Below are 19,987 nucleotides of genomic sequence, written 5' to 3'. Positions count from 1 at the left end.
GAGCTTCTCGTTGGTTAGTCCTGGGGACACTTGATGGAATGGTTCACAATGTTTCCATCCACCAGATGGATCGTTTCCTCGCCCAAGCGGCATTTATTGTCGGCGTCCATGGTCCAGGTATTTTTATAGGTTTGTTTATAACGCGTATTGTCCCAAGACCAGTGCGTTTCACTCCCTGCCGCTGCATCGCCGTCGGTTTCGCCCAGTTTTTGGTAGCCATCAAATTTTTTGTCTAATACGGCCACCTTGATTGCGGCAGGGGTATGCCAAATGAGCTTGGCCGCCGCCCCTCTCATTTGAAACAACCACACCGGGCAAGCGGCCTCGCGGCACAGGCAAGCATGTGCTGGTTTCACCAAATAAGCTTTTGCCGTTTTGCTCAGGCGTACCACTTGCGTTTCCAGCAAAGCGGCAGGCTTGGATTCCCCGCAACTAGCACTATTGACCACCGACGGCTCTTGCGCCAGCAAAGTCACGATGGCCGAAGGCATTTTTGCCGGTTGCCTGAATGGCTCTTTGGTGACGAAACTTTCCTCTGCATGTGCGCAAAGCGTCACAAACCAGAGAAAACACAAACTGAATACTGAAATACGTGATGTCATGAAAATAAACCTTTAGTTAAGGGGCAGACTGCTTGCGATAGCAGGCCGGCATCTTACCCGATTAAATCTTGCCACATTTAATCGGTTGCTTAAGACTTGCGGGTGCGCCCCATCTATATCGGCAGAGTCGCACGGGGTCAACGACGGCTCATCAGCGTTACCGCCTACTGCCTGATTCACCGCACCCGCTTGCAGATTGTAGGCGATTTTGCACGCCGCAGCCATGTGAAGCGATAGCGTATAATCTTGCCTATGTCTTTGTCCATCCGCCAGATTCTTGCCCATCAGGGCTATGCATTCCCCAAGTTGCTTGCCTACCGCATCCTCATGGTGCTGTCGTACCAGATGATGATGGTTGCCATCGGCTGGCATATCTACGAGTTGACACACGATCCCTGGTCCTTGGGGCTGGTCGGCCTGGCAGAAGTGGTCCCTTACATGGGTAGCGCGCTGTTTGCGGGGCATGCCGTGGATCATTACTTCTCGCGCCGCGGTTTTGCCGCCGTGTCGGCTTTTTTTCTGGCGGTGAACGCCGGGTTACTGGTGATGATTACGCAACAACAGCCAGCACATACTGCCTGGTGGATCTATGGCACGGTCTGCCTGACCGGCTTTGCACGTGCGTTGATCTCCCCCAGCTATAACACGCTATTTGCCCTGATTATCCCGCGTGCCTCCATCGCCAAGGCCTCTGGCATCGGCAGCTCCATGTTTCAGATTGGGCTCATTGTCGGCCCCGCCATCGGCGGTTTGCTGATTGGGTTTGCTGACAAATCTATCGCTTATGGGCTGTCTGCACTGCTGGCACTGGCCGCATGTGTGGCTGCGCTGGCCTTGCGCGTGACCGAGCACCATAGCCATGAGCCAATGAAAGTCTTTGCCAGCATTGCTGAAGGCTTGCGCTTTGTCCGCCGTACGCAAGTGGTGCTCGCCGCGCAACTGCTCGACATGTTTGCCGTGCTATTTGGCGGTGCTGTCGCCATGCTGCCTGCCTTTGTGCACGATATCTACCAGATGGGCCCAGAAGGCCTGGGGTTGTTACGTGCCGCCCCCGCACTGGGCGCCATAGTGTCCGGCGTCTGGCTAGCCAAACACCCGATTCATGAGCACAGTGGCCGCTGGCTACTGTTTGCCGTGGCCGGTTTTGGTGCGTGCATGATTGCATTTGGCTTGTGTACCAATTTTGAATTAGCCATGCTGATCCTGGCCATCTCCGGCATGATGGACGGCGTCTCGGTGGTGTTACGGCAAACCATTCTGCAACTGGCCACGCCCGATGGCATGCGCGGCCGCGTCTCGGCCATCAACGGCATTTTTATCGGTTCTTCCAATGAGCTAGGTGCGTTCGAGTCCGGGCTCACCGCCAGACTCATGGGGTTGGTGCCCTCGGTGGTGTTTGGGGGCTGCATGACGCTGGCAGTGGTAGGGGTGACGGCGTTCAAGGCGCCAAAACTTCGAGATTTGCACCTTTCGCAGTTGCACTGATTGTGGTGTGTAGGCCATGCGCGATCTCGAAGCCTTGTTTCAAGCCCTGCAACGCTCCGATTTTCGCGCACGGTTCAAATTAAACCCTAAAGACCAGCACTATTTGCAACAAAAAGGGTTAGCGGTGGTGCTAGACCATGCAGAAAAATTTATTGCCGAGCGGCTGGCCCCGGCTACTCCGGCCAATGATGGTCAGCAAACGCCGATGCGCGGACATCCGGTGTTTGTCGCGCAACATGCTACCGCTACATGTTGCCGGGGATGTTTATCCAAATGGCACCAGATTCCTGCTGGCCGAGCGCTGACCCTGGAGGAACAGGCGTATCTGGTGGTGGTGATTGAGCATTGGCTGGCGGCAAACTTACAGCAAGCTTAATTTGGCACCGTCTTTGCGAACATTCGGGCTGCATCAATATCAATCATTCAGGCAAATCGGTTAAGATGTTGCGCGTGGGTGGGCGGTGGCGAGGGCCATTACTGCCTCTATCTTTAGTTAGTGGAGCGTGTGTTGCAATGAATAAAAAAATGATGCGGATTGTCACCCTTGTCATCGCGGTAATCGCGTTTGCCTGGGGGATTTATGAGATACAGATTCCGCACAAGATGGTGGCTATGGCCGCATTTGCCTTGACGCTGATGGCGCTGGCGGTGAATTATTTTGGCATTGAGGTGTTTGAGAAGCAGCATCGTGGCCTTTCCCTGGGCATGCTGATTTTTCTGTTTGGCTTTTATGCGGTCATGAATGAATACAAGCCTGCCGGTACGATATTGACTGTGGACCAAACCCGCTATGAAGTCGGCGCGCAGTTGATGGAAGTCGATGGCAGTTCGGCTTGCGGCAGCCTGAGCGATGCGCGCGAGGCTTTGCGTGAAGCGGCCAAGAGCTGTTTCGCGTTGTCTAAGGACAAGCGCGTCATGTGGTTTGGCAACAAATCAGTCCCGCCGCGCAAACCAGCAGATTTTGGTTTGACCGTGCCAGCCAGCCAGCAACCTTTGGACGGTTGTGCAGCTTGGGTCGCCGTCATCAACCAGCAATGCCCGACCTATTTGGGCGCACTGGACCAGCGCTCGCTGGATAACCTGCTCGGCAAATAAGCCCCATTCTAATAACTTGCCCGTGGCTAGCCTGTTTGGTTAGGCACGGGTGAGTGCTTGTCAGCGTCACGCAATATACGGCGCATCTCTTCACGACTCCTCCCTCCGGCGCTCTGCCACAGCGCTCGTTGCGCACACGACTGTTTAAACAGGGATGCCTTCATCCTGCAGCAATGGTATTTGCTATGGGGAGGGTCGCTTTTGTGCGGATTGGGTGAGTGGTGTTTACTCGTTATTCAACTTAGGCTGTGTGCCATATGTGTCGCTAAGGCAGCACATGTGCCAGTAGCGCGTTGTGTAGCCTACTTGCGTGCCGAGGTCGATTGAGTGCTCTCAAGCATTGCTACGCTCTGGTGGTCTAGGTGAATTAGACAAAAGGGATGGTTGGAGGCGCGGGAATGGATGTTGCAGGGCAGCAAAAACAAAGGGATTCCATTTTTCGGAATCCCTTTGTTTTGTCAGATCGCGAGCTTTAGACTGGGCGATCTGCTTAGGCTTGGTTTGGGTAACGCTTAACGCCAGCCACCGCCCAAAGAGCGATAGAGATTGATCATGGCAGACATCTGTTGCTGCTTGGTGTCTATCAACTCCATTTTGGCATCCAGCGCATCACGTTGCGTCAGCAGCACTTCACCGTAATCCGCGCGGGCATTTTTAAACAGCTGGTTGGCCACGTCAATTGACTGCGTCAACTGGTTAACCTGGTCGGTTTTCAGGCTGAAGTTTTTGCTCAGGTTATCGACGTTGGCAATTTGATTCGCCACTTCCATATAAGCATTGATAATGGTTTGCTCATACTCGTAAGCTTTTTCAATTTGCGAGGCACTGGCATTTTTATACTCGGCAATGATCGCGTTCCGGTTGATCAATGGCCCCATCAAGCCCGCGCCCAGTGAAGCGCCCAGTGCATCTGGGATATTCAGCAAATACTGCGGCTTGAAGGCCTGAAAGCCCAGTCCGGCGTTCATGGTGAACGAGGGATAGAAGTTGGCTCTGGCCACATCAATATTCAGCTTGGCCGCTGCCAGCTCGAGCTCGGAGCGACGGATATCCGGACGGTTGGCCAGCATTTGTGAAGGCAGGCCAGTCTCGACTGCTTTAGGTTGTAGTTCCATGAAGCCATCGCTGTTGCGTGCAATTGGTTGCGAGGTGCGACCCAGCAGCATATTAATGCGGTTCTCAGCCTCGGTAATTTGCTGCTTGATCACGTACTGCTTGCTCTGGTTCTTTTTCACTTCGGCTTCAAACCGTTTGACCGCAAGTGAGGTTGAGCGCGCGTATTTCTGCAGCTCACGAATCACATTGAGCGCATTCTGCTGAATCTCAATGTTTTTTTGCAGCGTCAGCAACTGGTTGTCCAGCGCGACCAGCTCGTAGTAGCTGTTGGCCACCTCAGCCACCAAATTGGTGACCAGGAAACTTTTGCCTTCTGTGGTCGCCATGTAGTCGAGCACGGCAACTTGTTGTGCATTACGCAGTTTGTGCCAGATGTCGACTTCCCAGGAGGCTACCAGCCCAAACTGGTAGTCGCCAAGAAAGGTCGGGAAGGATTGATTATGAATCTTGAGGCCATCTTCGACCGCACCCAGCCGGGTAAACTTGCTGGTTTTTTCATAATTGATGCCACCACCGGCATTCACAAAAGGCAGGTAAGCACCGCGTCTGGCCTGAATTTCGTTCTGCGCCATCGAGATACGCTGCGCCATCATCTGGATCTCTTTATTGTTGGCCACGGCCGTATCAATCAGAGAGACCAGATTCTGGTCCTGGAAGAACTCTTTCCAGCTCACACTGGCACTGCTTTGGGTGTCGGCCGCGGCCGCTTTACCACTATATTGCGCGGGTAAGGCGGTGTCGGCCTCCTTGGTCATGATGTTGGGGATCGCACAGGACTGCAGCATGGCTGCAACTGCACCGCTTACCAGCCAATACAGATATTTATTAGTGGTCATGTTCGTCTTCTTCTTCATGTCTGTTGTACTCGTAGGACTCAGTCAGTGGGTTCTGATCTTCCTTGCGGATCAGCGTTTTACCGTCCGCCAAGCTAGCGAAAATATAGTAAAGGCCAGGAATCACGACCACACCAAAGAGCGTCCCGAATAACATGCCGCCCAAGGCCGAGGTACCGATGGTCCGGTTACCAATCGCACCGGCCCCGGTCGCGACCGTCAATGGAATCAGGCCGGCAATAAAGGCAAACGAGGTCATTAAGATTGGTCTGAAACGTGCTTTTGCCCCGGCGATGGCGGCCTCTTTGATAGAGGCGCCTTTTTCACGCGCCTGTACCGCAAACTCTACAATCAGCACTGCGTTCTTACCAAGCAAGCCCACCAGCATGATCAAGCCAATCTGCGCATACACGTCATTGGCCAACCCGGCCATTTTCAGCAACAGGAAGCTACCGAAAATACCAACTGGCAACGACAGCATGACCGCAAACGGAATAATGAAGCTTTCATATTGTGCGGCCAGCACCATGTAAACGAATACCAGCACCACCATGAAAATAATGATGTTTTCATTGCCACGGCGTTCTTCGTCAAAGCTCAAGCCTTCCCAGCCCACTGAGTAGCCTTTAGGCAGAGATTTAGCGGCTTCTTTGATGGCATTGATTGCAGAGGCGGTGGTGTAGCCTTCAGCAGGCTCGGCACGCAGCGCTGCAGAGTTAAACAGGTTGTAACGGGTAATTTCGTTAGGACCCTGTTGTTTCTTCATCGTCATGAAGGCTGAGTAAGGCACCATCTCGCCATCTTCATTGCGTACATAGTAGTTCAGGATGTCGCTAGGGAAGCGGCGGAACTCAGGTGCAGCCTGGGTATACACCCGGAAGTAGTAGTTAAAGCGGATGAAGGCCAGTTCAAAGGTACTGCCCACCAGCACGTCGAGGTTGTCCATCGCATCGGCAATCGTGACTTTTTTCTGCATGGCACGTTGCGGATCAATGATCAAGTCGTACTGTGGATAGTTGGCCGCATAGAAGGTAAACAAACCGGTTAATTCTTTGCGTTTTGCCAGGGCCTTCATGAAGTCTTTGTTGATGTCATCAAACTTCTGGTAATCCAGCGAGCCGGTTTTATCCAACAAGCGGAAGGCCAGACCGGAAGCCGTACCATAACCAGGCACTGCAGGCGGTTCAAAGTATTCAATCCGCGCGCCAAAGTTTTCGGTGGCTTTCTCCAGTAATTTGAGTACGTCAGCCACGGTCTCTTTACGTTCTTCCCAGTCCTTGAGGTTGATAATACAAGTACCCGCGTTAGAACCGCGCCCTTCGGTCAGCACCTCGTAACCCGCCAAGGCGGTCACAGACTGCACTGCAGGAATTTTCTTCGCTACTTTTTGCAGCTCTTGAGACACCTGATAGGTGGTTTCCAGTGTTGAGCCTGGAGGGGTCTGGATAATTGCATAAATCATGCCCTGGTCTTCACCGGGAATGAAGCCCTCTGGAATGATTTTAACAATCGAAACAATCCCGAAAGAGAACAGCCCAATCACCAGAAAGGTGATCGTGCGCTGAGTCACCAGTTTTTCAAGGAAGGCCGTGTAATAATCAGTTACCTTGTCAAAGCCCTTGTTGAACAGGTCCAAAAACAGGTTGATCGGGTTACGGCTTCTGGGCTGGCCATGTGTATTCTTCAAGATCATCGCGCACAGCACGGGGGTCAGGGTCAGCGCAATAATGCCTGACAACACGATGGAGGACGCCATGGTGATCGCAAACTGGCGGTAGAACACACCCACCGGACCCGGCAGGAAGGTGATCGGCACAAATACCGAGGTCATCAGCAAGGTGATCGCGACCACCGCGCCGCCGATTTCACCCAATACACGTTGTACCGCGGCGTAAGGGCCGACATGGTCAGAAGCCATTTTGGCGTGCACCGCTTCCACCACCACAATCGCATCGTCCACGACCACCCCGATCGCCAGTACCATGGCAAACAGCGTAATCAGGTTGATACTCAAGCCGAACGAGCTCATCACGGCAAACGCTCCGATCAGCGAGATGGGCACCGCGATCAACGGAATCAGGGTAGAGCGCCAGTCACCGAGGAAAATGAACACCACCAGCGATACCAGCACAAACGCTTCCACCAGCGTATGCAAGACCTTGTGGATAGAAGCATCTACAAAGCGTGACACGTCGTAGTTGATTTCATAGGTCATGCCAGCCGGGAAGGTCGGTTTGAGCTCTTCCAGCGTTTTCTTGACGTTTTCAATCACTTCTTTCGCGTTGGTGTTGTAGTTTTGCTTCAACACAATCGAGGCAGAAGGATAACCGTCTTTGTTGGAGTAAATGTCGTAGAACTCACTGCCCAGCATGACTTTGGCAATGTCTTTCAGGCGCAGAATCTCACCTGAGGGGGTGGAGCGGATCACAATATTTTCATATTGCTCAGGCTTTTCATAGCGGCTGGCGCTATACACCAGGGTGTATTCTTTGGCTTGCGCCTGCAGGCCCGAGCTTTGCCCCAAACGGCCTGGACGACCAATCAAACTCTGGTTGGACATCGCATCCATGACTTCTTTGGACGACACGTTGTAAGCCCGCATGCGGTCAGGATTTAAATACACCCGCATGGCATATTGGCGGCTACCCAAAATCTGCGCCCAGGCAATGCCGTTCACGCGCTGGATTTCAGGAATCACGTTAATTTGTGAGTAGTTGTAGAGGAATTTCTGGTCCGCGTTTTTATCGGTACTGTACATGTTCACGTACATCAACATGCTAGGCTGTACCTTGTTCAGGATCACCCCTTCCAGTTGTACCAGCTGAGGCAGACGGTTGATGACCTGGTCCAGCCTGACCTTGGTGTTCACCATCGCTTCGTTCGGGTCTACCCCCTGATCAAAATAGACCTGGATGGTGGCTTCACCCGCACTGGTCGCGTCGGACACGATGTATTTCATGCCGGGCACACCGTTAATGGCGCGCTCCAGTGTAATCAGTGACGATTGCACCAGCACGCTGGCGCTGGAGCCAGGATAAGCCAGGAAGATCAATACGCGCGGTGGCGCAATGTCTGGAAACTGCTCGACCGGCAGACTTTTAATGGACAAGAATCCAGTAAACGTCAGGAGCAGGGACAGTACGATGGCCAGTACTGGGCGTTTGAGGAATATGTTAAGCATATGTGTTCACCTGATGTTTCGTTATTCTGCGTACAGCTTCAGTTCAGGAACAACCTTGTCGGGTGTTTTAAAGTCCTCAATGATCTTGTCACCTTTGGTGACGCGGCGCAGGCCTTCAATCAACACATGATCGGTGTCTTGCAGGCCGCTCTCGATGATGGACATGTCTTGAATGTCAGCCGCCACTTTAACCAGTCGTTGTTCCAGTTTGTGATCCTTGCCCACCACGAACACATACTGTTGGTCGAGAATTTCAAAAATCGCTTTTTGTGGAATCAGCATGGCGTTTTTGTAAGGGATATCCATCATGATGTTACCGGTCTCGCCATGACGTAACAGACGCTCAGGGTTCATGAAGCCTGCCCGGAACTCGATGTTACCGGTTTTGTTGTCAAAGTCGGCTTCGATGGTTTCGATGACCCCCTGTTGGTTAAACACCTGGCCATTGGCCATGCGCAGATGCACCTTGACCTGTTTTTCATCTTCATGACGGGCTTTAAAGTCCAGATACTCGGATTCTGGCACGTTAAAGTACACCCACATTTTGCTGATGTCAGACAGTGTGGTCAGCAAGTCACCCTCTTGCATCAGGCTACCTTTCCGCACAAACAGGTGGTCCATGATGCCGTCAAACGGGGCATTGATGTCGGTAAAGTTCAAGTGTGTCTGGTGCAGGTTCACTTCAGCCAGCGCCTTGTCGAGTTTGGCTTTGGCAATCGCCAGCTCGTTTAGCGACACAACATTTTTTTCGGCCAGCGCCTTGGTGTTTTCGTATTCAATCTGAATGGCATTGGCCTCAGCCTTGGCGCGCATCAATTCCGCCTGGTAGATATTTGGCATGATCTTGAACATGGGCTGGCCAGCTTTGACATATTTGCCTTCGTCGACAAAGATATCCTGCAAATAGCCACGCTCCAGCGCGCGCATTTCAATATGCCGGATGGCATGGATCTGGCAGACATACTCTTTAATCAGCGTGGTGTCTTTGCGCATCGGGGTGGTGACTTCCAGTTTGGGAAGCTCTTCCTTGTGCGCTTCTTCTTTATGACAAGCGCCTAGCAGGGAGCCAAGCAAGCCTAAAACGATTAAGTGCTGTTTCATCATAAGTGTGTTCTTATCTTAATTAAATTGAAGAGGAATACTGGTTAAACAGCCATCTGGCATCTTGTAGGCGTATGCCGCCAGGGAATGTTCACCCACCGTTGGACTCTGGGCGCCAGTACCATGTCACCGGGCATGATGCAGGACAGGGAGGGCGCATCGGTTACAAACACTATCAACTTGAATCGGGTAGTAACAGCATGCGCATGGGCACAGAGTGTCCTAAACAGATGCGGGGGGAGCCCGTGAGTGCAGGTGGCGAACCACCGTGCGGTGTTTGATCAGGCGCTGACGTGGCAAAGCCAGTAGCGCAAACGGAATCACGCAGGCAACGACGAAGCTTGCGGGCAGGTTAATCAAAGGCAGTAATGAGGGAAACGGCGATTCACCATCGGCGGAAGGTTCGCTAATCTCGGCAATCCGCACGCGCACCACATCATCACGGTAGCTGGAGTGGTCAGAGAACTCTGCCACCAGGGCCACCCCGAGCACAGCCAGCAGCACTGTGACGACCCACAGTCTGAGCTTGTATGCGGCTGTATTCAGAGGTTTATCCATATGTTCAGTGAATGGCTATCATCTATGGTTGTTAGTATGTGGTGTATGTTTACGGTTTATTACTGTGATAAGGCACTGTTTTCACTGGCTAATCGTTTTGATCAGCCAGGGGACGCTTTCACACATTGATCGCCGTAAATGGGATTTACAATGCTTACATTAAACCCTTTTACGTTTGGAATGACAATACGATTTTGCGCCAAGTTCGGCCAAAATGGCCGTTTGTAAGCTGGGTGTCAGCTAGAAGCCCAAATGTGGCCGTAAATAGGTCAATACGATGGGCAGGCCGATGGCACTGATCACGCCATTGAGCCCCATCGCCATGCTGGCAAACACCCCGGCTTCTTCATTGACACTAAACGCGCGTGTAATGCCCAGACCATGCGCGCCCACCCCAATCGCCGTGCCGCGTATCCACCACTGCTGAACTTTGACCGCATTGAGGATATAGGGGGCCAGAATCGCCCCTAGCATGCCGGTGATCACGGTAAACACTGCCGTCAGCGTCGGCGACACGTTCAGGCGCTCGGCAATGCCCATGGCAATCGGCGCCGTCACCGATTTGGCATACATGCTGCCCACAATGTTGTCGGTCGCGCCCATCAGCTTGGCAATCGCCACCGCGCTGGCAATAGACACCGTACTGCCCACGGTGAGTGCCACCCAGATGTGAAAAATCTTGCCTTGCATGCGCTTGAAGCCGTTGTAAATCGGTACTGCCAGGGCGACGGTCGCCGTGCCCAGCAAAAAGTGCACAAATTGCGCACCTTCAAAGTATTTTTCGTACGGCATGTCCAGCAGGTCTATGGTCAGGCAGGTGAGCAGCACCGAAATGGCGACCGGGTTGACCAGCGGATGACGCTTGGCGCGCACATACAACAGGTAACCGAGCTGATAACTGGCCAGCGTAATAATCAGCGCAAACAGCGGGTCACCCGACAGGTAGACCCAGATTTCGGCAATTGGCAGGCGCTTACTCATGGCGGTGCCCCTTATTGCGCTTGAGTGAAACATACCAGAATAGTTTGAGCACAATGGCGGTGACGGCAATGGTCAGAATCACGCTCACCAGCAGGGCAGTGCCTACCGCCAGGGCATGCGTTTGCAGCTCGGGCAGAAACAGCAGCACGCCGACCGAGGCGGGTACAAATAACAATCCCAGATGCTGGCGGAAACTGTCGGCCACCAGGCCGAGGTCGGCATTCACCTGCCCACGGGCACATAAAAACACCAGCAAGAGCAGCAGGCCCAGCACCGGTCCGGGGATGCCGGGTAAAAAGAATTTACTGAGCAGCTCGCCCAGCCCCTGCCATAAAAAAAGTTGTACCAAGCCTGAAATCATCTGTGAATCCGTTTGTCTGTGTGGTCCCTGCGTGATGGATAAAGCCATACGCCCTTGAATCAGCGCTATGTTAAATGCATTTTTTTATTTCGCCTATCCGGTTTAGGCGAGCTCGGGATTTCCACCCAATGCTCCAGATTAAGCCTTGCGCCGACAGGCAAGGAGCCGCCTTGTGCTTGTGATAAAATATCGCTTTTGTTTTCAAGTTGATACGCATGACGCAACTGCCGGTTTCCGCGACTGAACAATGGCTCCGTGAGGCGCTTTCCCAACGCATCCTGATTCTGGATGGTGCCATGGGTACCATGATCCAGCGCTACAAGTTGACCGAGGCCGATTACCGTGGCGAGCGCTTCAAGGATTTTCAGGGCCCGGCAGGCGAACGCGAGCTGTTTGTCAAAGGCAACAACGAGCTGCTGACCCTCACGCAACCGCAGGTGATCCAGGAAATCCACGAGCAATACCTGGCCGCGGGCGCCGACATCATTGAAACCAATACCTTTGGTGCCACCAGCGTCGCGCAAGATGATTACCATATGGCGCATCTGGTGTACGAGATGAACGTCGAAGCCGCCAAGCTGGCCAAGGCCGCCTGCGTCAAATACAGCACGCCGGACAAGCCGCGTTTTGTGGCGGGCGCCCTCGGGCCTACGCCAAAAACCGCCTCCATCTCGCCGGATGTCAACGACCCCGCAGCCCGTAACGTCAGTTTTGACCAGCTGGTGACTGCTTACCTGGAACAAATCCGTGGCCTGGTCGAAGGCGGCGCCGATATCCTCATGGTGGAAACCATTTTCGATACGCTTAACTGCAAGGCCGCACTGTTTGCCATCGACAGTTTTTTTGAAGAACAGGGCAAGACCTGGCCGATCATGATTTCCGGTACGGTCACTGACGCCTCCGGCCGTATCCTCTCCGGCCAGACCGTGACTGCCTTCTGGCATTCAGTGCGCCATGCCAGACCGCTGACCGTCGGCCTCAACTGTGCACTGGGTGCGACCCTGATGCGCCCGTATGCCGAAGAGCTGAGCAAGGTCGCCGATACCTTTGTCTGTATCTACCCGAATGCGGGCCTGCCCAACCCGATGTCAGACACCGGCTTTGACGAAACGCCGGATATCACGGCCAGCCTGGTCAAAGAATTTGCGCAAAGCGGCTTTATCAATATTGCCGGTGGCTGCTGCGGGACTACGCCGCCACATATCAACGCCATTTATAACGCGATTAAAGACCTGCCACCACGCCAGGTGCCCACCTTACCGGTGACGACCAAGCTGTCAGGCCTGGAACCGTTTGTGATTGATGAGCAGTCTCTGTTTGTGAACGTGGGTGAGCGGACCAACGTCACCGGCTCCAAAGCGTTTGCACGCATGATCATCAACGAGCAATACGAAGAAGCGCTCAGCGTGGCGCGCCAGCAGGTTGAAAACGGCGCCCAGGTCATCGATATCAACATGGACGAAGGCATGCTGGATGCGGTCAAGGCCATGACGCATTTCCTCAACCTGGTCGCTTCCGAGCCGGATATCGCCCGCGTGCCCATCATGATCGACTCCTCCAAATGGAACGTGATTGAAGCCGGCCTCAAGTGTGTGCAGGGCAAAGCCATCGTCAACTCGATTTCGATGAAAGAAGGCGAAGCGGAGTTTTTGCGCCAGGCCAAATTGTGCCGCCGCTACGGCGCTTCCGTCATCGTCATGGCGTTTGACGAAAAAGGCCAGGCCGACACGTTTGAACGCAAAACTGAAATCTGTAAGCGTGCTTACGATTTGTTAGTCAGCACTGGCTTTCCGCCTGAAGATATTATTTTTGACCCGAACATTTTCGCCATTGCCACCGGCATTGAAGAACACAACAATTACGCTGTGGACTTTATCGAAGCCACACGCTGGATCAAGCAGAACCTGCCCTATGCGCGTATTTCCGGCGGCGTGTCTAATGTGAGCTTCAGCTTCCGCGGCAACGAGCCGGCGCGTGAAGCCATTCATACCGTGTTTCTCTACCATGCGATTAAAGCCGGCATGACCATGGGCATCGTCAACGCAGGTATGGTCGGTGTGTATGACGATATTGAGCCTGAGCTACGCGAGCGCGTCGAAGACGTGGTGCTTAATCGCGTGGTGGATCCTGACAATCCATTAGCGGCCACCGAGCGCATGATCGAAATCGCCGGCACGTTGGTCGCAGGCGGCAAAAAAGCGGAAGCGACGCTGGCCTGGCGCGGCACCCCTGAAAACCCGGTGCCTGCCAATAAGCGCCTCGAATATGCGCTGGTGCATGGCATTACCGACTTTATCGTCGCCGACACTGAAGAAGTGCGTCAGGACATCATGAGCAAGGGCGGCCGTCCGATTCACGTGATTGAAGGGCCACTCATGGATGGCATGAACGTGGTCGGTGACCTGTTTGGCCAAGGCAAGATGTTTTTGCCGCAGGTGGTGAAGTCCGCGCGCGTCATGAAATCTGCCGTGGCACACCTGATTCCGTTTATCGAGGAAGAAAAAGCTGCCGAAGAGCGCCGCACCGGCATGGTCGCCAAGCCCAAGGGCAAAGTGGTGATTGCCACGGTCAAAGGCGATGTGCACGATATTGGCAAAAACATCGTCTCGGTGGTGTTGCAGTGCAACAACTTTGAGGTGGTGAACATGGGCGTGATGGTGCCCGCCGCTGAAATTCTGGAAATGGCCAAACGCGAGAATGCGGACATCATCGGCCTGAGTGGACTGATTACACCATCCCTCGAAGAAATGGCCTACATCGCCAAAGAGATGCAGCGCGACCCGCACTTTGTTGAGCAGCAAACCCCCTTGCTGATTGGCGGTGCGACGACCTCACGTGCGCACACCGCGGTGAAAATTGCGCCCAACTACACCGGCCCGGTCATTTATGTGCCCGATGCCTCACGCTCGGTCAGCGTCATGCAAAACCTGCTCACGCCAGAAACGCGCGGGGCTTACCTGGCCGAGATTCAGGCCGACTATGAAAAAGCCCGTCAGCAACACGCCAATAAAAAAGGCGTGCCCATGCTAAGCCTGGCTGAAGCACGCGCCAATGCCGCACAACTCACTTTCACGGGTGACCATGCGCCACTGAAACCCAAGTTTATCGGCCGCCGCGTATTCAAAAACATCGACCTCGCCCTCATCGCGCAATACATCGACTGGGGCCCGTTCTTTCAGACCTGGGACCTCGCCGGGTTTTATCCGGCGATTTTAAAGGACGAAGTCGTCGGCGAAGCCGCGACCAAAGTGTTTGCCGAAGCGCAAGTCATGCTCAAGCGCATCATTGATGGCCGCTGGCTTAGCGCCAATGGCGTGATCGCCTTGCTGCCCGCCAACCAGGTGAATACGGACGATATCGAAATCTACACCGACGACAGCCGCAGCCAGGTCGCCTTGACCTGGTACGGCATGCGCCAGCAAACGCAAAAACCGGTGATCGACGGTGTTGCCCGCCCCAACCAGTGTATGGCTGACTTTATTGCGCCTAAAGGGGTCGACGATTACATTGGCCTGTTTGCCGTCACCGCGGGTCTGGGCATGGAAAAACGCCTGGCCGAGTTTGAGAAAAACCACGATGACTACAACGCCATCATGTTCAAGTCACTGGCCGACCGTTTGGCTGAAGCTTTTGCCGAATACATGCACGAGCGTGTGCGCACTGATTTCTGGGGCTATGCCGCCGATGAAGACTTGAGCAACGAAGCGCTGATCAAAGAGCAATACCGCGGCATCCGCCCTGCGCCCGGCTACCCCGCCTGCCCGGACCACACCGTGAAGTCCGAGATGTTCAAGGTGTTGCAGGCAGAAGAAATTGACATGCAACTCACCGATAGCTACGCCATGATTCCGGCGGCGGCTGTCAGTGGGTTCTACCTCGCGCACCCTGAGTCGCGCTATTTCAGTGTCGATAAGATTGGCAATGATCAGGTGGAAGACATGGCACAGAGAAGGAATGTGGATAAAGCTTGGTTGGAGCGGTGGTTAGCGCCTAACCTGGGGTAAAGGGGTTGATGGCAGATAAAAAAGCGCACACTAGTGCGCTTTTTTGTTGGGTTTAAAAGGTCATGATATGGATTGGCAGGCCGCTGATTAGCTCAAAATGAGACTCTTAGGAGGTAGGGTGGGCATGCATGCCCACGCGGATGATTTCTTGTCGTATGGAATGGTCTTTTTCGCCTCTAGGCGAGTGACTTTTCTTTGCTTGCCCAAAGATAAAGTCACCAAAAGAAATGCACCCCAGCTTCCGCTTGTTCCCTGCGTTGCTCAGTTTAGGACTTTCGTCCGCTGCTTTGCTGGACTTAGGACAAGCGGTCACGAAACTCGACCTGGCGGCTCACAAAATACGTGAGCTGCTGCGGGACTCGAACAGTCGCTCCCTTTATTCTTGTTTTGCCTGCGCTACTCGGCGCGGCAGATAGGGGCCCGAAAAATCCGTGAGCGCCACCTTTTGTGAATTAAAGAACGAATTTGAGTTTTTGAACGGTCCAAGCTTCAACAGTGAGCGTTTGGCGAGATGAATCCCATCCCATCACGCTTGATTTCATTGCTTGGCAGGCGGAATAAGGTTGCAGCTTGTTTGAATCCCGCAGCAGCTTACGGGTTGTGTAAGCTGCCAGGTTGAGTTCTGCAACCGCGACTGACGAGTAATGAAATCAAGGGAGCCTTTAGGCCGTGATGGCTGGGTGCCCTCTTCTTTGGTTACTTTCTGTGGGGCAAGCAACAGAAAGTAACTCGCCTACGGGCGAAATAAAATGTGGCTTAAACGATGTGATCTACTATTTGCCTAAAAATCACCTTTTCAATAACGGCGCGATCGCCGCCATCAACCTTTCCGTTGTCCCTCTATGCTGCAAGGTAAACCCCTTCGCTGCTTCCGCCATCGTACGCACTTTCACTTTATCCGCTGCCAGTGCCGCAATCATCCCATGCAACTCACTTACATCCTTTAGCTGTACCGCCGCATCCGCCATGACCGCCGCTTGCGCCACTTGCGCAAAATTAAACATATGCGGTCCCAGTATGGTCGGCACGCCCATGGCGGCGGCTTCAATCAGGTTTTGCCCGCCCAGCGGCTGCAGGCTGCCGCCCATCACGGCAAAGTCGCTGGCGGCGTAATAGGTATACATTTCGCCCATGCTGTTGCCCAGCACGACTTGCACATCGGCAGGCAAGGGTTGGACCAGTTCGGTGCGCAACACATAGCGCAAGCCACGGGCTTTGAGCAGCGCCTCCACCTCGGCAAAGCGTTGTGGATGGCGGGGCACCAGCAGGGTGAGCACATTTAGGCCTTGCACGGCGTCGAGAATCAGCGATTCTTCGCCTTCGCGCGTGCTGGCGGCCATGCATACCGTGCGGTGAGGGCCTAGTTGCTGGCGCAAGGCTGTTCCTTTGTCGGTGCTGTCTGCGGGGGGCGTGACATCAAACTTGAGGTTGCCGCAAATCATCGGTTGGGCGGCGCCCAGGGTGTGCAGGCGTTCGGCATCGGCCTGGGTTTGGGCGGCGATGAGGGCGAGTTGCTGCAAGCCCTGGCGGGTGAGGCTGCCGAGTTTGGCATAGCCACGCGCGGATTTTTCCGAGAGGCGGGCGCTGAGCAAGGCCATGGGGATGTGCTGGCGGCAGGCCTGGTCAATTAAATGAAACCAGAGCTCGGTTTCCATCAGCACGCCGAATACCGGCTTAAAGTGGGTGAGAAAGCGCCTGGCTGCGCCGGGCGTGTCTACCGGCAGGTAGGCTTGCAGGACACGGCCACTGGCAATCTCGGCGCTGAATAACTGGCTGCTGGTCGCGCGGCCGGTTGGCGTGCCGTGCGTGATCAGCAGCTGGTGTTGCGGATAGGTGCTCAGCAAGGCGTGAATCAGCGGTTGAGTGGCACGAGTTTCGCCCACCGAGACACAATGCACCCAGATCAGGGGGCTTTGCACCGATTGGCGGTAAAAGCCGTAGCGCTCAGCCACATGCTGGCGGTATTCCGGCTGCTTGAGGCCGCGCCAGAACAGCTTGAGCGGCAGCAGAACGGCGACCACGGTCATGAGCAGGGTGTAGACAAATCTAGGCATGGCGGTATTTTCGCATATTTGCCCAACACTGACCTGTTGCGTATTGCCGACACCGGCAAAAGCAGGTGAGTGATGACTCACCTATGCCGTAGCGCCTGTTTCTATCACGCTTAAAAAAATGCAAGATGTTGCACGAAAAAAAGCATCAAAAAAAGCGCAAAAAATCGGTTGACGGCAACTAGCTATAGGCATAAATTATCGCCAGCAACACAAGATATTGTGTTTGGTCAGGGCCCGCACCCATGTCGATGTGCAGGCCGGGCAAGCCGCATAAATACACAACAAAGCTTGTCATATCCTGGCCCCGTTCCAAAACGCATCCCGCCCCATGCCGTTGCCAAGCTTGTGGCGGATGTTAGTTGTAATAACCCTGTTTGTCAAACCAATAAGAATCACCAAGGTGTGGGAGAACTCGATGTTAAAAGCTGTTGAACAAAAGAAAGTCCAGTCAGAAGGCGTTGCCGTGGAGATTCCAGTGCAGCCCGTCTCACTCGATATTTGGGACAAGAAATACCGTCTCAAAACCAAGTCGGGCGAACATGTGGATCAGGACATGGACGATTCTTATCGCCGCGTTGCGCGTGCGCTGGCAGACGTCGAGACCACCGAAGAAAAGAAAAATGAATGGCACGAAAAGTTTTTGTGGGCGTTGCGCCGTGGTGCGATTCCGGCAGGCCGCATCACCTCTAATGCGGGCGCGTTAGAACACAAACCAGCCACCTCTACCATCAACTGCACCGTGTCTGGCGTGATTGCCGACAGCATGGACGATATTTTAGGCAAAGTGCACGAAGCTGGCCTGACGCTCAAAGCCGGTTGCGGCATTGGTTACGAGTTTTCTACGCTACGTCCAAAAGGCGCATTTGTCGCCGGTGCCGGTGCCTATACTTCCGGCCCATTAAGCTTTATGGATATCTATGACAAAATGTGCTTCACCGTGTCCAGCGCCGGTGGCCGTCGTGGTGCACAAATGGCGACCTTTGATATTTCGCATCCAGACGTGACTGACTTTATCAAAGCCAAGCGTGAAAACGGCCGTTTGCGCCAGTTCAACCTGAGCTGCCTCATCACCAAAGAATTTATGGAAGCGGTGAAAGCCGATGCCGAATGGCGTTTGGCCTTCCCCGTGACTGAAAAAGAAGCCATTATTGACGGCCTCAACGTCAACGACGAATCACAAGTGGTGTGGCGCGACTGGCCGGTCAAGCACAAATATCTGACCAAAACCGAAGGTCCTGATGCTGGTAAAGTGGCTTGCCGCATTTACAAAACCATCAAGGCGCGCCGTCTGTGGGATGTGATCATGTCCTCCACCTACGACTTTGCCGAGCCAGGGTTTATCCTGATCGACCGCGTCAACGAAATGAACAACAACTGGTTCTGCGAAAACATCCGCGCGACCAACCCATGCGGTGAGCAGCCATTGCCGCCATACGGTGCCTGCCTGCTGGGTTCTGTGAACCTGACCAAGTTTGTACGCGAGCCATTCACTGACAACGCGCATTTTGACTGGGACGAATACCGCGAAGTAGTCGCCGTGTTCACCCGCATGCTCGACAACGTGGTGGAAATCAACGGCTTGCCACTCGAGCAGCAACGCCAGGAGATCGCCCGCAAACGCCGTCACGGCATGGGCTACTTGGGCCTGGGCTCAACACTCACCATGCTCAAAATGAAATACGGTGATGAAGATTCAGTGAAATTCACTGAAGAAGTCACCCGCATCATGGCCGAAGTCGGCTGGGAAGTCGGCGTGCAACTGGCCGAAGAAAAAGGCCCGGCACCGATCATGGACGAAAAATTTGAAGTCACCGCCGACATGCTGCGCGTGCGCCCTGAAATGGCGGCCGATGGTATCAAGGTCGGCCAGAAACTGGCCGGTAAAGTGCTACTGGGTAAATATAGCCGCTACATGCAGCAGTTCCCGGAAGGCCTGCGTAACCAGATCGCCACCAAAGGTGTGCGCTTTACGCACCACAGCTCCATCGCGCCCACCGGCACGATTTCACTGAGCCTGGCCAACAACGCCAGCAACGGTATCGAGCCAAGCTTTGCCCACCACTATGCGCGTAACGTCATCCGTGAAGGCAAAAAGTCTAAAGAGAAGGTAGATGTATTCAGCTACGAGCTGCTGGCTTACCGTGAACTGGTGAACCCGAATGCCATGCCGTTCAGCGACAAGCCAGAAGAGCAATTGCCAGATTACTTCCTCGATTCATCCACCATCATGGCAAAAGCGCACGTGGATATTCAGGCCGCCGCGCAAAAATGGATTGATAGCTCCATCTCCAAAACCATTAACGTGCCTACCGATTACGACTTTGAAGACTTTAAAAACATCTACCTCTACGCGTATGACAAAGGCCTCAAAGGGTGCACCACCTTCCGTTTCAACCCTGAAGCGTTCCAGGGTGTGCTGGTGACCGAGAAAGACCTGGAAAGCACCACCTACAAGTTTACGCTCGAAGATGGCACAGAGATTGAAGCTAAAGGTAACGAAGAGATTGAATATGACGGAGAAATCCACACCGCCGCCAACTTATTCGACGCCTTTAAGGAAGGTTATTATGGCAAGTTTTAATTAGAGCCAAGCGGATTAAAAGTCCGCTGCTCTAA

At 53.8% G+C, this 19,987-nt stretch carries 13 protein-coding genes; 5 read left to right on the top strand and 8 right to left on the bottom strand.

Features of this window, described 5'->3' with window-relative positions; genetic code table 11:
- Positions 1-14 precede the first annotated feature (14 nt).
- On the bottom strand, positions 15-602 hold the full coding sequence (locus tag INP77_RS10460) for a hypothetical protein (RefSeq protein WP_194748953.1): 588 nt from the start codon (positions 600-602) through the stop codon (positions 15-17).
- A 252-nt stretch (positions 603-854) separates the two neighbouring features.
- Here INP77_RS10460 and INP77_RS10455 point away from each other — a divergent pair, with 252 nt between their 5' ends.
- The 3 genes from INP77_RS10455 (at position 855) to INP77_RS10445 (ending at position 3,182) form a co-directional block, all read left to right on the top strand.
- Positions 855-2,087 carry an MFS transporter gene (locus INP77_RS10455; protein WP_194748952.1) on the top strand — a complete coding sequence of 411 codons (1,233 nt, stop codon included), beginning with the start codon at positions 855-857 and terminating at the stop codon, positions 2,085-2,087.
- Positions 2,088-2,103: 16 nt separating this feature from the next.
- Positions 2,104-2,463: a DUF4186 domain-containing protein gene (locus INP77_RS10450; protein ID WP_194748951.1), complete on the top strand. Its 360-nt coding sequence runs from the start codon at positions 2,104-2,106 to the stop codon at positions 2,461-2,463.
- Positions 2,464-2,600: 137 nt separating this feature from the next.
- A complete protein-coding gene (locus INP77_RS10445; protein WP_194748950.1) occupies positions 2,601-3,182 on the top strand; it encodes a hypothetical protein in 582 nt (193 codons plus the stop codon).
- Between the two features lie 512 nt (positions 3,183-3,694).
- Here INP77_RS10445 and INP77_RS10440 read toward each other — a convergent pair.
- From INP77_RS10440 to INP77_RS10415, 6 genes are all read right to left on the bottom strand, one after another.
- Positions 3,695-5,134 (bottom strand): TolC family protein, encoded by a 1,440-nt coding sequence (locus INP77_RS10440; RefSeq protein ID WP_228518856.1) that lies wholly within the window; start codon positions 5,132-5,134, stop codon positions 3,695-3,697.
- Positions 5,124-8,312, bottom strand: a complete 3,189-nt coding sequence (locus INP77_RS10435) for an efflux RND transporter permease subunit (RefSeq protein WP_194748949.1) — start codon at positions 8,310-8,312, stop codon at positions 5,124-5,126. Before INP77_RS10435 ends, INP77_RS10440 begins: the two co-directional genes overlap by 11 nt.
- Before the next feature lie 21 nt (positions 8,313-8,333).
- Positions 8,334-9,416: an efflux RND transporter periplasmic adaptor subunit gene (locus INP77_RS10430; protein WP_194748948.1), complete on the bottom strand. Its 1,083-nt coding sequence runs from the start codon at positions 9,414-9,416 to the stop codon at positions 8,334-8,336.
- A gap of 219 nt (positions 9,417-9,635) precedes the next feature.
- Positions 9,636-9,971, bottom strand: a complete 336-nt coding sequence (locus INP77_RS10425; protein WP_194748947.1) for a hypothetical protein — start codon at positions 9,969-9,971, stop codon at positions 9,636-9,638.
- A 240-nt stretch (positions 9,972-10,211) separates the two neighbouring features.
- Positions 10,212-10,952 (bottom strand): LrgB family protein, encoded by a 741-nt coding sequence (locus tag INP77_RS10420; protein WP_194748946.1) that lies wholly within the window; start codon positions 10,950-10,952, stop codon positions 10,212-10,214.
- Positions 10,945-11,313: a CidA/LrgA family protein gene (locus INP77_RS10415; protein ID WP_194748945.1), complete on the bottom strand. Its 369-nt coding sequence runs from the start codon at positions 11,311-11,313 to the stop codon at positions 10,945-10,947. The genes INP77_RS10420 and INP77_RS10415 overlap by 8 nt, the downstream gene beginning before the upstream one ends.
- Before the next feature lie 215 nt (positions 11,314-11,528).
- Here INP77_RS10415 and metH point away from each other — a divergent pair, with 215 nt between their 5' ends.
- Complete coding sequence (gene metH / locus INP77_RS10410) at positions 11,529-15,317, top strand: methionine synthase (protein WP_194748944.1); 3,789 nt, start codon at positions 11,529-11,531, stop codon at positions 15,315-15,317.
- Between the two features lie 788 nt (positions 15,318-16,105).
- Here metH and waaA read toward each other — a convergent pair.
- Positions 16,106-17,452: a lipid IV(A) 3-deoxy-D-manno-octulosonic acid transferase gene (gene waaA / locus INP77_RS10405; RefSeq protein WP_368667934.1), complete on the bottom strand. Its 1,347-nt coding sequence runs from the start codon at positions 17,450-17,452 to the stop codon at positions 16,106-16,108.
- A gap of 334 nt (positions 17,453-17,786) precedes the next feature.
- Between waaA and INP77_RS10400 the strand changes: the two genes are divergently transcribed.
- Entirely contained in the window at positions 17,787-19,952 is a 2,166-nt protein-coding gene (locus tag INP77_RS10400; RefSeq protein ID WP_194748943.1) for an adenosylcobalamin-dependent ribonucleoside-diphosphate reductase, read from the top strand.
- Positions 19,953-19,987: the final 35 nt, after the last annotated feature.

The sequence above is a fragment of the Methylophilus sp. 13 genome, assembly GCF_015354335.1.
GTDB lineage: Bacteria > Pseudomonadota > Gammaproteobacteria > Burkholderiales > Methylophilaceae > Methylophilus > Methylophilus glucosoxydans.
The sequence above is the reverse complement of the archived record's forward strand: the minus strand, read 5'-3'. Positions and strand labels throughout refer to the sequence as shown.